This is a genomic window from Parapedobacter sp. ISTM3 (assembly GCF_016533505.1).
GTDB classification, from domain to species: domain Bacteria; phylum Bacteroidota; class Bacteroidia; order Sphingobacteriales; family Sphingobacteriaceae; genus Parapedobacter; species Parapedobacter luteus.
In genome coordinates this window covers 372,551-385,151 of the sequence record NZ_JAENGN010000002.1, presented here as the reverse complement: position 1 = coordinate 385,151, position 12,601 = coordinate 372,551, and the positions used below count along the sequence as shown (strand labels likewise).

The 12,601-nt window shown below is 46.5% G+C and carries 11 protein-coding genes; 6 read left to right on the top strand and 5 right to left on the bottom strand.

Annotated elements, in window-relative coordinates; all coding sequences use genetic code 11:
* The first annotated feature begins 36 nt into the window (after nucleotides 1-36).
* The 6 genes from JHJ32_RS04405 to JHJ32_RS04380 all read left to right on the top strand — a co-directional run bounded on the left by JHJ32_RS04405 (nucleotide 37) and on the right by JHJ32_RS04380 (nucleotide 6,273).
* Entirely contained in the window at nucleotides 37-828 is a 792-nt protein-coding gene (locus JHJ32_RS04405) for a glycosyltransferase (protein ID WP_079716603.1), read from the top strand.
* Between the two features lie 11 nt (nucleotides 829-839).
* The gene (locus JHJ32_RS04400; RefSeq protein ID WP_079716604.1) at nucleotides 840-1,637 is read left to right on the top strand and encodes a glycosyltransferase family 2 protein; all 798 of its coding nucleotides are present in this window, start codon (nucleotides 840-842) and stop codon (nucleotides 1,635-1,637) included.
* A 12-nt stretch (nucleotides 1,638-1,649) separates the two neighbouring features.
* The gene (locus tag JHJ32_RS04395) at nucleotides 1,650-2,510 is read left to right on the top strand and encodes a glycosyltransferase (protein WP_079716605.1); all 861 of its coding nucleotides are present in this window, start codon (nucleotides 1,650-1,652) and stop codon (nucleotides 2,508-2,510) included.
* Nucleotides 2,511-2,523: 13 nt separating this feature from the next.
* Complete coding sequence (locus tag JHJ32_RS04390; RefSeq protein WP_200120087.1) at nucleotides 2,524-3,288, top strand: glycosyltransferase family 2 protein; 765 nt, start codon at nucleotides 2,524-2,526, stop codon at nucleotides 3,286-3,288.
* 28 nt (nucleotides 3,289-3,316) lie between these two features.
* Entirely contained in the window at nucleotides 3,317-4,681 is a 1,365-nt protein-coding gene (locus JHJ32_RS04385; RefSeq protein WP_255539711.1) for a flippase, read from the top strand.
* Between the two features lie 236 nt (nucleotides 4,682-4,917).
* The gene (locus tag JHJ32_RS04380) at nucleotides 4,918-6,273 is read left to right on the top strand and encodes a hypothetical protein (protein WP_200120083.1); all 1,356 of its coding nucleotides are present in this window, start codon (nucleotides 4,918-4,920) and stop codon (nucleotides 6,271-6,273) included.
* Nucleotides 6,274-6,276: 3 nt separating this feature from the next.
* On the opposite strand, the gene JHJ32_RS04375 is transcribed toward JHJ32_RS04380, so the two are convergent.
* The 5 genes from JHJ32_RS04375 to JHJ32_RS04355 form a co-directional block, all read right to left on the bottom strand.
* Complete coding sequence (locus JHJ32_RS04375) at nucleotides 6,277-7,974, bottom strand: GMC oxidoreductase (RefSeq protein WP_200120081.1); 1,698 nt, start codon at nucleotides 7,972-7,974, stop codon at nucleotides 6,277-6,279.
* Nucleotides 7,975-7,994: 20 nt separating this feature from the next.
* Nucleotides 7,995-8,573, bottom strand: a complete 579-nt coding sequence (locus JHJ32_RS04370; RefSeq protein ID WP_200120079.1) for a gluconate 2-dehydrogenase subunit 3 family protein — start codon at nucleotides 8,571-8,573, stop codon at nucleotides 7,995-7,997.
* Nucleotides 8,570-9,745 (bottom strand): glycosyltransferase, encoded by a 1,176-nt coding sequence (locus JHJ32_RS04365; protein ID WP_233632466.1) that lies wholly within the window; start codon nucleotides 9,743-9,745, stop codon nucleotides 8,570-8,572. The genes JHJ32_RS04370 and JHJ32_RS04365 overlap by 4 nt, the downstream gene beginning before the upstream one ends.
* 65 nt (nucleotides 9,746-9,810) lie before the next feature.
* Nucleotides 9,811-10,995: a glycosyltransferase gene (locus JHJ32_RS04360; RefSeq protein ID WP_079716612.1), complete on the bottom strand. Its 1,185-nt coding sequence runs from the start codon at nucleotides 10,993-10,995 to the stop codon at nucleotides 9,811-9,813.
* 170 nt (nucleotides 10,996-11,165) lie between these two features.
* Entirely contained in the window at nucleotides 11,166-12,596 is a 1,431-nt protein-coding gene (locus JHJ32_RS04355) for an O-antigen ligase family protein (protein WP_200120077.1), read from the bottom strand.
* Nucleotides 12,597-12,601: the final 5 nt, after the last annotated feature.

The following is a 12,601-nucleotide window of genomic DNA, read 5'->3' as shown; positions in this document are numbered from 1 at the left end:
CTAACTATACAGGAGCAGCAGCTAAACGCTTGAAAGATGCAGTATCCAGATGTAACATTGTTAATTACACACTACAACAGAAGCAGTTCCCTTGAAAAATTGCTGTCAAGCATCAGTGAACAGCGCTTAACGTTCGGTGCCATTGTGGTATCAGATGATGCCAGCAACGCGCTTCACTCGGCCCACCTCAGGGAATTGTGTGATATTTATCCGATTCAATTGGTCACCGCAGCGAAGAATGGGGGCCTTGGCCATAACATTAACAAGGGACAACGTGCCGTCAAAACACCGTATACATTATATGTGCAGGAAGATTTTCAACCAACCGGTGCATTTCCTCGTGCCTTTGGCGATGCGTTAGAGCTAATGGAAGACGACCGCACGCTTGATTTGGTAAGTTTTTATGCCTATAAACCATATCCGTATACCCGGCCATACCGAAAAGGGTATTCTGAAAAACTATTTAAACCGATGCCTTGGTATGCCAATCACCTAAAATTCTATGTATACAGCGACCATCCGCACCTCCGACGTAACGAATTCCAGAATAAGTTTGGGGCTTATGCAGAAGGTGTTAACAGTGACAGGACCGAGCGGCTTATGGCACTTTCTTTTATCAAGAACAAGGGAAGAGCATTGGTCTACGACAATCACTATGGATTGTTTGTCCAAGAAAACACAACAGACGAGCCAAGCACGGCTACATTCAGGAGCAACTGGCGGCAAAGCTCCAATTGGGCGGTAAAGACCATCCGATATGCCTATCTAAAATGGAAGGTTATCGACCAAACCTATCAGCTCGCTACCTTTAAGAAAAATACACATTAATCACATTGATAATGGCTACACATACAACACATTTCGATAAAATCAGTCTATTGGTCACTCATTTCAACAGAAGCAAGTCTTTAGAGCGGCTGTTGTCTAAATTACGCGAACACGGCGTATCCTTTGCCGAAACTATTGTTTCCGACGGTGGGAGTAATTCAGAACACTTGAGATACGTGAACCACTTGCGATTGGATTTCGGGTTCACGCTGCTAACAACAACCGAAAATAAAGGCTTGGGCAACAGCATCAACGTGGGGCAAGATGCCGCAAAAACCCCTTATATCCTTTACATTCAAGAAGATTTTGTCCCCAAGAGCGACATCATTCCGGTGCTGACTGATGCTTTTAATATCATGGAACACGAAGAAGAATGGGACATTATCAGGTTTTATGCATTCCCTTGGGCGCGTTTCCCCTACCTAAAGCCTTACAAGAAGGGATTTTCAGAAATGGTATTCCATATTGCGCCTTGGTACACTGACCACACCAAATTCTTTGCATACAGCGACCACCCACACCTCAAACGCAGATCGTTTCCCGAGAAATTTGGTCGTTACTACGAAACATTAAGTGGCGATGTAACAGAGATGAAAATGTGCCGCTCATTCTTACGCCATAAAGGGAAAGGATTGTATTACCATCATGACAATGACCTTTTTGAGCATGATAATCCATTGGAGGAACCCGGACAAGTGCGGGAAGCCCAATTAAAGCGCCAGCGCTTACGCCAGTTACCTGCGCTTCGATGGGCTTACCTGAAATATCGCATGCTGCGCGACACGGTGCTGCTTTTACAGAACAAATAAACGCAAGGAAATATGAGCATGTTAAAAACCCCTGCTTGGCTACGACAACATATCCATCCTTACGCTTCGGCCGAAGCAATCCCGGAGAAGTGCTTCGATGACATCAATGGGCGGCTTGACCAGCTTAACCGTGGCGAATCACCATTGGTCTCGATCTTAATTGCAGCATGGAATGAAGAAGTCAACATTCTGAACTGCATATCCAGTCTTTCCGCGATGGAAAGCTCATTGCCTTTCGAGATCATCGTCATCAACAACAACTCGACGGACCGCACACAGGAAACTATCGACAAACTTCACGTCAAATCGCTTTTCCAGCCTATCCAAGGGTGCGGACCGGCCAGGCAAATGGGGCAAGAGCATGCTAGCGGCAAGTATATCCTATTGGCGGATGCCGACTGTATCTATCCTCCCTGTTGGCTGGATGAGATGATGGCAATGCTGCAAAAACCGGACGTAGTGTGTGTCTACGGCAGGTATTCGTTTATTCCAGAAAAGGGGTATCCGAGATGGAAACTTTACCTGCTTGAGCGGATGAAAGATATCATTGCGGAATTGCGGCATTTCAAACGTCCTTATTTAAATGCCTACGGCATCAGTATGGGTTATGTGAAAGAGCTCGGCTTAAAGGTCGGTTATGTGATGTATAAGATCTGGGGAGACGATGGACGGTTATGTTTTGATCTGATGCAATACGGAAAAGTAAAACAGGTAAAAAATAATGAGTCCAGGGCGTGGACGAGTCCGCGAACCCTTCAGCGTGACGGTAGCTTTCGCAAGGCGCTGGCTTCGCGGATCAAGATCGAACTTAAGCGGCTTGGCTCCATGTTTACCCCACATCCGCCTCACGACACAAAAACATCACAAAACTGACCCGGGCATAGATATGGAGTTTCCCAACGTTACGCTGCTAATCACTCACTACAACAGGAGCCAATCCCTCGAACAGCTACTAACGACTATTAATGCACTACAGCTGTCTTTCGGAGATATCGTCGTATCGGACGACGGAAGTGCTGCCAAACATGCCCGCGCCCTTACGGCCCTGGAAAAAAAGTTTGGCTTTCGTCTGATCACCACTCCAGTAAATAAAGGGTTGGGGCACAACCTGAATAAAGGTCAGGATGCGGTTAGAACACCATATACGCTGTATGTGCAAGAAGACTTCATTCCGCATGAGGCATTCGGACCGATACTGGAAAAGTCCCTGAGTATCATGGAGAAGCGGAGTGATTTGGATATCGTCAGGTACTATGCTTACCTACCGTTTCCCTATCTGAAACCGTTCGACGAGAATTTCGGAGAGATGTTTGTTCCCTTGAGTGGTATTCATTACACAAAAATTTATGCCTACAGCGATCATCCTCATCTCAGAAGGAGCGATTTCCTAACAAAATTCGGACGATATGCAGAAGGACTCAAGGGAGACCGCACGGAATACAAAATGTGCATATCGTTCATTCAATGTGGGGGCAAAGGACTTTTTTATCGTGATTTCAAGCGACTATTCACACAAGCTAATTCGATTTCAGAGCCCAGCACCATGCACCGCGTAGCTTGGCGGCAAAGCAAGAATTTGCTCATATCCGTTGTACGCGACTTTTATCGGCAAATCAAATACAATCTGGATATTTTATTCATGAGGCCATAACGAATCACTAACATTTTTTTCAAACTGCATGGGAATTAGAGGCAATATAACGAAAAACTACTGGATAAAATCCGGCTTGTTAAGTTTATTCCAAAACATTTTTAACGTTGCGTTCGGCTTCGGCGGCTTTTATTTTTTGATTAGAGTACTCAGCAAGGAGCAGTACGGCACTTATGTGCTTTTCCTGGCTACTGTATCCATCATCGAGCTTACGCGGAATGGGCTGCTGCAAAATGCAATGATCAAATTTATCGCCGGAGTTGAAGAGCGCGAAAAGCCGGCCGTCGTTTCTACTTCCCTGTTAATCAACCTAGGCATCACCTCATTGCTGTCATTGATCATACTGGCATTGGCCCCAATTTTAAGCTATGTTTGGGATACGCCAGCGATCACTACAATGCTCTATCTCTACATCATCGCTTTCTTCATTTCGGGCATCCAAATGTTCTTTAATAGTGTAGAACAGGCCTATTTAAACTTCAAAGGGCTGTTTTACTGTAGCTTTACTAGCCAGATCATCAGTTTTGCCTACATCTCGACCTGTTTTTTTCTCGGCATCGAGATTTCTCTGATTAGCTTGGTGCTTGTCAACATACTGTCTACTACGATCAGTACAATACCTGCTTGGCGATATGCCCGACATAACCTGCCCGCATTATCACTCAAGCTCCATATCAACTGGATGAAAAAAATGCTGGATTACGGGAAATACGCCATGGGAACATCAGTAAACGCTTTGTTATCAAGCACGATAGATCAAATGATGTTGGGCGCTTTGCTATCCCCTGCTTCCGCAGGTAAATTCAATATTGCACTGCGAATTAGCAACCTTGCCAATATCCCCAGCAATGCGATGGCAACAATCGTATTCCCGCAGGGCTCAAAACGTGCAGAAACCGAAGGAAACACGGCGCTGAAATACCTGTACGAAAAATCGGTGGGCAGCATCCTCGCAATATTAGTGCCTGCTTTATTATTCATTTATATACTGGCTGACCCGATTATTCACTTTGTCGCGAGCGAGAAATATGCTGACGCTATTCCGCTACTCAAAATCACACTTATTTACAGCCTGTTTATTCCGTTTAGCAGACAGACCGGAACCATCCTCGAATCAGTAGGAAAAACAAAATTGAATTTTTACCTCGTTCTATTTACCGGAATTTTTAATATGTTGCTAAATTTCTTTTTCATCAGCCGATGGGGCGTATTGGGTGCCGCTTATGCGACCTTAGGGACAAACTTTGTGTTCTTCGGCGTGTCCCAGTACTTCAACAGGAAGCTATTCAACGTCAGTTTGCTTAATCCATGGATCTATGCCGTCCAGTTTTATCCGGAAATCTTCCGAAAACTCTTCCCGCGTAAGCCGGCGCCTCGGTATGAAATAAAATGAGTCACCAAACAATAGGGGGATTTTACTTTGAAAACGATACAACGAATTTAAGCCCCCTATTTTAAATAATCCTAAGGAGAAAAATTTTCTTTAAATATTTATATCCATATACTGACTGTTCGAAATTATCGTTTACTTTGAAAGGCTGTTTACCGAACAGACATTTTTTTACAGTATACGATATGACAAGGTTCGACCTTAGGTTGTTTTTGACATTAGCCCTTAAGGGCTGCATCATGATGGTAACATCTTCCTGCGACACATCTCCCAAAGCTATCACTCCTGCCCCTCAAGATTCGGTAGTAACCGGAACACCACCACCAAACAACGGCGGTCTGCCCGAACCCGATGGCCCTGCCGTTTATTTAGGCCAAGCGAACAATGAGGAGTTGATTATAGATGGTCAGAAACAAGATTTTGACTGCCACTCCACCATTTATATCAAGGGCGGGAATTACCGCTCGATAGACATACGAAACCTGGAAAGATCAGCGGGCTGCCCACTGACCATTACGAACCAAGGCCGGATCACGCTCGCCGGCAAAAATGCCGAGCTACGTATTTCCAATGCATCGCATGTAACAGTAACCGGTGATGTGACCAATGGAAATGAAAAAGGATTTAATTTTCTTGACAATTCTTACCGGGCCTTAATACTTTCCGGCCGGATCCATCATGTCACCTTAAGCAATATGGCTTTCAAGAATATCAGCGACTACGTCATCTCTTACAACAATCAAACGGTATTTGATGGCAGTGACCAAACGGCCACCAAAAGCTTACGCATTCTGAAAATGGATTGTGAAGCGTCAGGGCCATTTATCAATTTCAGCGGCCGGAAAGAGGGCAGCACGGTCATTGGTTTGTACAAGGAACTGGAAATAGCTCACGTCAATTATTACAACTCACCGTCTCCAGGCATTATTGTATTTGTACCGAATGCAGAAGCATTCAACATCCATCACAATACCATCAATAATGTAAACACGCAAAATGAGCATCACAATGCCATGTTTCAAATCCATGGGAACGGCCAATTTCACAATAATTATATCTCCAACCACCAAGGCAACGCCTTGCGGTCGCGTCCTTTTTCCTTCGGAAATACCGTTAAAGAGGTACTTATCTACAATAATATTGTAATCAACTCGCGTAAATATTCGGCTTTTGAAGTACAAACATTTGCTGAAGATCTGATTCACAGTGCAAATACAGTTGCAAATGTGAAGGTATTTAACAACACCTGCGGCAACCTAAACTTATCATCGGACTGGTACGGCGTTGTCCTGGACGCCTATACAATCTCAGGAGGCAAATGCGACGTATTCAATAATTTAGCCTTCAATTTGCCCGCGCCTCATCCGAAAAGCCCCATTGTGAGCTACATGGCCATCAATACGGATGATCTAACCGATCACAGCAACTTTTACTACGAAAGTGCCGCCGCTGCAGGTATTATTGACGAGACCACGCTAAGGCTCTCTTCACAATCACCCAACAAAAATAAGGGAATTAAAGTAACAGGGCTCACAACGGATTACTACGGAATATCACGCGACTCCGAGCGACCTTCTGTGGGCGCGGTCGAATAAGTGTCAGAGATCGCCCCTTTTCAACGCCTCCACTGCAAAGTGGCAAGCCCTCGCTGTCAACGCCATATACGTAAGCGAAGGGTTTTGACAGGCAGAAGACGCCATGCAACTGCCATCGGTGACGAACAGGTTTTTGACGGCATGCAACTGATTGAATTTGTTTAATACGGAAGTGTTTGGATCATGCCCCATCCGTGCCGTTCCCATTTCGTGAACCGTGCTTCCTCCAGCTTTCGAATAATTAAACCCATAAACATTGACAAAACCGGCATCCTCCAGCAATTGCATGGCTGTTTCCTCAATATCTTCCATCATTTCGTGCTCGTTGGTCCGATAAGAGAAAGATATTTTCACCATTGGCATGCCCCATCTATCCTTTTTTTCCCGGCTCAATGTCACTTGATTATCATGGTACGGCAGGCATTCGCCCCACCCTCCCATCCATACCGTCCACGGTCCCGGTTTCGTCAATTGGTCTTTAAATACGGTCCCAAACCCATCAAGTACTTGCCCCCTTTCCTGCCATTCCTGCCGCTCGCCATGCCCTTGCATATTGTATCCCCTGAGAAATGGGAGTCCCTCATGACCCCGCAAATTGCGGAAGCGTGGTATAATAAAGCCACACGGCCGCCGCCCTTTATAATAGGTATCGGCAAAGCCCCGATGTTCGCCGTAGGCGCCCGCATACGAATGGTGATCCATCAGGTTGTGCCCTAACTCTCCACTATCATTGCCTAATCCATTCGGAAACCGGCTTGAAGTTGAATTCAGCAGAATGGCCGTGGTTGCTATCGTCGACGCATTTAAAAAGATAATCCGCGCATAGTACTCGGTCGTCTCCAAGGTGATAGCGTCAATAACCCGCACGCCGTAAGCCCGCTGTTTGGCATCGTCATACAATACTTCGGAGACCACAGCATTGGGATGCAGTGTCAAATTTCCGGTAGCCATCGCTGTGGGCAGGGTGGCACTGTTGCTGCTGAAATAGCCGCCGTAGGGACATCCCCTTGAGCACAAATTGCGGTTCAGGCAGCTGCCTCTGCCATGCCATGGTACCGTCAGATTAGCCACGCGAGCAATGGTCAGCTTCTTCTGTGCGTCGCGCCCATGAATTGACTGAGCCAAGTGCTTTTCGATACAATTGAGCTCAAAGGGCGGTAAATACTGACCGTCCGGCAATTGCTTTAGGCCTTCCGCTTTGCCCGAGACGCCCACGAAACGTTCGACATAATCGTACCAAGGCGCAATGTCGCGATAACGTATCGGCCAATCGACTCCGATCCCGTCCTTTAGGTTGGCTTCAAAATCAAGATCGCTCCAACGATAGCATTGCCTCCCCCATACCAGCGACCTCCCTCCGACCTGATAGCCGCGTATCCAATTGAAGGGCCGCTCTTGTATATAGGGGTGTTCCTGATCGTTGACAAAGAAGTGTTTGTTGCCGGCGTCAAAGAATAAACTCTGAACAGGACTTTCTTGCTCATCCTGCTTGGACGGATAAATACCATATTTAAAGTCCCAGGGATGATAATGTGCGGTGGGATAATCCTTAACGTGTTCTACATTTTTGCCGCGCTCCAACAGTAAGGTGTTCAGCCCTTTCTCACACAGCTCTTTTGCCGCCCATCCGCCACTTATCCCCGACCCCACGACTATGGCATCGTACGTCCTGCTGTCTCTTTCTTTGCCGACGATATTCATATATTGAACGTCCTTTATTGTTATTTAGTTGCCCAGGACCGTTGACCGAGCAAGACGAGCGGCACACAGGGCTGATAGCTTTGCGGTGTGGCTTGATAATTTAAGCAGCGCGTGGCTCCCAGTAGCGATGTGCAATACCCCTCAACGGTATAGGCTTTTAAGTAACTGATAAAAGAAAAACCAAACAATTTACGCTTCACCTTCATTAATAACGGGTGCAAAAACAGCTGCTGGTCTTCCAGGCATTCGAGGATTTTCACCCGCTGGTCCATCGTGCAATTCATAAAAGATTGCCCATAGCCTTTCCGAGATAGTTGTTCAATGTCGCCAAGCCCATCAATAAAAAAGTTCTGTTCTCTCCGGTCGAGGTAAAAAATAACCTTCCCAATAACGAAATCAGCTACGCCCGCTTCTTTGGCCCCCGGTGAGTCGGTCGCTGGAATAATGGTTTCAACAAGCTCGCTAATCAATGGCCTCATGGCGTTCAGTTTGCCCAAATCGGGCTTTCTGCTCGTATAAATGACCCATTTCAATAATGGATAGGCAGTTATCACACCCACCAACACCATGATCAGATAAAGCGCACGCCGCCTCGTCATTTTTCCGTTAGGTTTTCTATCTCCGTAATCTGTTTGACCACCGAATGCTGGGTAGCTACTGAAATTTTATTGGCTTTCCGGGCTTTAAATAGTGAAACAAGCTGAAGGGCCATAAACCGGGGAATCCGCCATAACGATCGATACACCCGGCGATCTAACTTACTATGCCATAATGCATTTAAAAAAGCAACGACAAACAAACTCAGCCCTACCAGCCAAAACGCTGCATGCAAAGGATAAACAAGGAGGTCGACCATCAGGAAAAACAATGCACCCAGCAAAAAGATAAATAAGGGCGGTCGTAACAGGGTCAAACCGAATAGCACCTGGTTGACATCCAACTTTCGTAGTCCGCTCGCCAGTAGCCGGAAACCGAATCCCATGTACTTAAACCATGTATTGATCCACCGCGCACGTTGGTTGACCAACTGGGTAGCCTGTGCTGTTTTCTCATCATATACAATGGCGGATGGCGCGAATGCTATGCGATATCTGCGTTTTACAAGCTCATATTGTAAGACTTTATCAAAACCGGCACCAGTGATGTCCAGGTTACCCAGGCACTGCTTATACAATTCAGTTGTGAATGCCATCCCCGAGCCAGCCAAGGTAGCGGAAGATCCGACACCAAATAACAGCGCACCATCGTAATAGTGGTAATAGCTGTCGCGGGCAGCATCCAAGCACGCCAGCGTAGTGTCGAGATTCTTGGGCTTGCGTATCCCTTGGACGGCAACAAAGCCGCGGTTGAACCACTGATCCAATTCACGAAGATAATCGGGATGTACTAAGTTGTCGCTGTCGATAATCGTAAGCCGCTCATGTGGACGCCTAAACCGATCGATAGCATAGAAGTGTGACCGTGTATTGCTGGCTAATACTTGCTCGGGCTGAAGGAGGACTATCCGTTCATCCTTGATGTCCAAGGCGGAGCAATCACAGTTGTCTGCAACGACATATACCATAAACCGGTTATAACGCAACTTTAATATGGAATCTATTACTGCGGGCAGTGAATCCACCTGACCGTAGGCCGTCACGATAATTGCGTAATCCGTTTCAGTAACGGCGGCACCGCCCGACATGGGGCTGCGCCGCATCCGGGTTATGGTTACATACAACAAATAAAGCAGTATGGGAGCAACAAGATGTACGCCCACTAACAGTTGCATTCCGAACCAAAAAAAATCAAAAAAGTCCATTAGCTATTTTAGTCGTATTCTCACTGAGCACCAGCTCATGCAAGTTTCATTGCCTTATATATTTTTTCAACGCTATTTTCCCAGGTGTGGTTACCTGCAATATCGGCGCGTCTCCGCCTTACAGCCACTGAATCTTCTTGCAAAGCCAATTCGATTAAGCGCGGATAGTCGTGCGCACTATCTGCCAAATATACGATATCGCCAAACTCTGCCATGGCCCTTGTTCGTGTTGCGACGACCGGCTTGCCTAAAGCAAGATATTCATCAACTTTCCGTGGGTAATTACCTATAGTCAGGTCATTGACCGCTTGTGGGTTAACACAGACATCAAACCGGCTAATGTAGTGTGCCAGTGTTGAAAGCGGCTTTAGCCCGATGAACCGTACATTGCTCAATTCGTGCAACTTGCTTTTTTGAAACACCTCATCTTCGGGTCCCACCAGCACCAGCGTCCAATCGGTACGCTCAGACGCCAGCCGCTCAAGCAACGATACATCAAGCCGGATACTTTGCAACGCACCGACGTAGCCGATTATCGGCGTATCGATACCTTGCAGTTCAGGAGGAACAGGGTAAGTTTTACCAAAAGAAAAATATCGGAAATCGCACCCTTGGCCTACATAATGTGCGTTGGGGTTATACTGCTTACAATAATCAGCCAAGTACAGCGAGTTAGCTACACAGACATCATTCATGGCAATAACCCGCGGTTCCAACCAAGCGCCATGTTTCTTCCAATACGGCGTGGCCAAGATATAGTCCCTTGAATAATACACGCTGCGCTTGGGTTTTAGCAGATCTGCTAAGTAGTGACATTTGATGATCTCATTGTCATTGAATAGGTAGAACTGGTCAAAGCCAAGCCGTTTAAGTGCTTTCCGTATGGCATCGGCAAAACGCCGGTTATTAGCTTGATTGATCTTATCGAAAAGCCACTTGTTGCTGAGCCAGTTGATTGACTCCACCATACAATCAGGGTAAAGATTCCAAAGGTTTGGGGCAAGCTCAATCAGCCCTTCAGATTTGCCGGAAATAACATCTAGCCGCTTCCGGATCCCTGGATCATTTCGCGACCGCATCGATGTGATCCTATCCAATGGCGAATTGACATACAAAACACGGTTGTGTTTGCTAAATACCAGGGCTATATCCTTGCAATTGCTGCCGATTGCCGTATCCCAAGGCTGCTGGCCTACAATGACGATATTCTCATTCACCATGTTGTCGTGTTTTGCTTGTTTCGGAGTAGCCCGGCTCCGCTATACGCTTGTAGTCTGATATGCCTCGAATAAACCCAACAATCAGACAAATAATACCTGGAACTAAAAATATTTCAAATGGCATGATATGATTTGCTTACTTTTAAAAGATTGATAACCAACCGGTCTAGCTATCTACGCTCACTATCCATTTTGGGGCCCAAGTAGATCAACGCCCAAGAAACATACACCACGAGTGATGCGGGTATCCGGTTGATAACCTCGTTTCCGTAGCTTGACACAAAAATCCCTACCGTGCCCGCCAACAACGCGATCAGTTTTATTCGCAATCCGGGATCACGGATGCGCCAGATATACCCGCCGCATTTGCCTTGGATATACAGCATCATGCAAAACCAAATAGTCAAGCCGACAACTCCATACATTGCCCACACTTTCACCCAGTAGCTATCCGGCTCAATGGTGGAGATAAACTTGTCACTGTTATATTCGTGGCCCCAAGTACCGATCACGCCCAAGCCTTCGCCGAACGGTTTGTTCTTCAGATGATCGTTCAAAATTTGCTGATTCTGAAAGCGGAGGTTAAGTGATGCATCCTGAGGGTCAAGAGCGGTCCGCAAACGGTAAATATGATAATTGCCGCTACCGATGTGCGTATACTTCAAAAACGCCAGTGCGCATATCCCCATGATTAACCCAAGCGTCAACACTTTAAAGTTCTTAAAAAGGAAAATAGCTGAGAATGCGCCAAAGACCAGCACGAAGAGCGCCCCTCGCGTACCTGAGATGAGCATACCATATAATAAGATACCGCCAGCAATCAACAGCAATACCCTTACCCAAACCTTATAAGGTCCAAAGCAAAGAATCAGCGCTACTAAAGCGATATGTGCCTGAGACGCACCAAACATACCTGCATCGGTATAAAAAGAGAAAACTCGCAACTTGCCCCATATCAAATGTGTGCTCGCCACCTGCTCCAAAAAAGCCTGCTCGCCTGGTAACAGCCCGATGCGCAGCTGTCTCAGTCCATTCAGCGCGGCGAGCACCGACAGGGCGATAATCAGCACAAGAAAGATATTGAGATGCCGTTCTTTATTGAATACGAGAAAGACCAACGGAATGATAAGCAACGCATGAAGTGCAGCACCCCGCAACTCCTGTACCCAGCCCATAACGCTTGCGCCCGAAGGATTGGCTACCTGCAGCACACTAATCAGAAACCATAACAGCGTAAGTCCTACCAAATCATTACGCACATGGCGCCAATCTGCTTCAGACGCATTAAACAGTGCAGCTATCCAGCTGATCACCAAAAGCCCTTCGACACCTATTCCAAATGGAACAGACACGATCTCCCGGCCAAAAAAAGGAAGGACAAAACTGTATGCCACCGCTACAAGCATCCCCATTTCAGGCCTTCTAAAGAGAACAATCAGGAATGCAACCGCTCCCCACAGCAGCGCCGCAAGTACACCACCCAGGATATCCCAACGGAACACCACGTACCCTGTGGCCAACGCTGTTGCTATCCCTGCAAACAATAGCAGGTTTCCGATGGTGAGCCTTGATTTCAATGTTACTAACTGCTGATCCGCCATAGAAC

Coding starts and splice junctions, on each gene's coding strand:
- JHJ32_RS04405 (WP_079716603.1), top strand. CDS start 37: ATGCAGTATCCAGATGTAACATTGTTAATTACACACTACAACAGAAGC.
- JHJ32_RS04400 (WP_079716604.1), top strand. CDS start 840: ATGGCTACACATACAACACATTTCGATAAAATCAGTCTATTGGTCACT.
- JHJ32_RS04395 (WP_079716605.1), top strand. CDS start 1,650: ATGAGCATGTTAAAAACCCCTGCTTGGCTACGACAACATATCCATCCT.
- JHJ32_RS04390 (WP_200120087.1), top strand. CDS start 2,524: ATGGAGTTTCCCAACGTTACGCTGCTAATCACTCACTACAACAGGAGC.
- JHJ32_RS04385 (WP_255539711.1), top strand. CDS start 3,317: ATGGGAATTAGAGGCAATATAACGAAAAACTACTGGATAAAATCCGGC.
- JHJ32_RS04380 (WP_200120083.1), top strand. CDS start 4,918: ATGATGGTAACATCTTCCTGCGACACATCTCCCAAAGCTATCACTCCT.
- JHJ32_RS04375 (WP_200120081.1), bottom strand. CDS start 7,974: ATGAATATCGTCGGCAAAGAAAGAGACAGCAGGACGTACGATGCCATA.
- JHJ32_RS04370 (WP_200120079.1), bottom strand. CDS start 8,573: ATGACGAGGCGGCGTGCGCTTTATCTGATCATGGTGTTGGTGGGTGTG.
- JHJ32_RS04365 (WP_233632466.1), bottom strand. CDS start 9,745: ATGCAACTGTTAGTGGGCGTACATCTTGTTGCTCCCATACTGCTTTAT.
- JHJ32_RS04360 (WP_079716612.1), bottom strand. CDS start 10,995: ATGGTGAATGAGAATATCGTCATTGTAGGCCAGCAGCCTTGGGATACG.
- JHJ32_RS04355 (WP_200120077.1), bottom strand. CDS start 12,596: ATGGCGGATCAGCAGTTAGTAACATTGAAATCAAGGCTCACCATCGGA.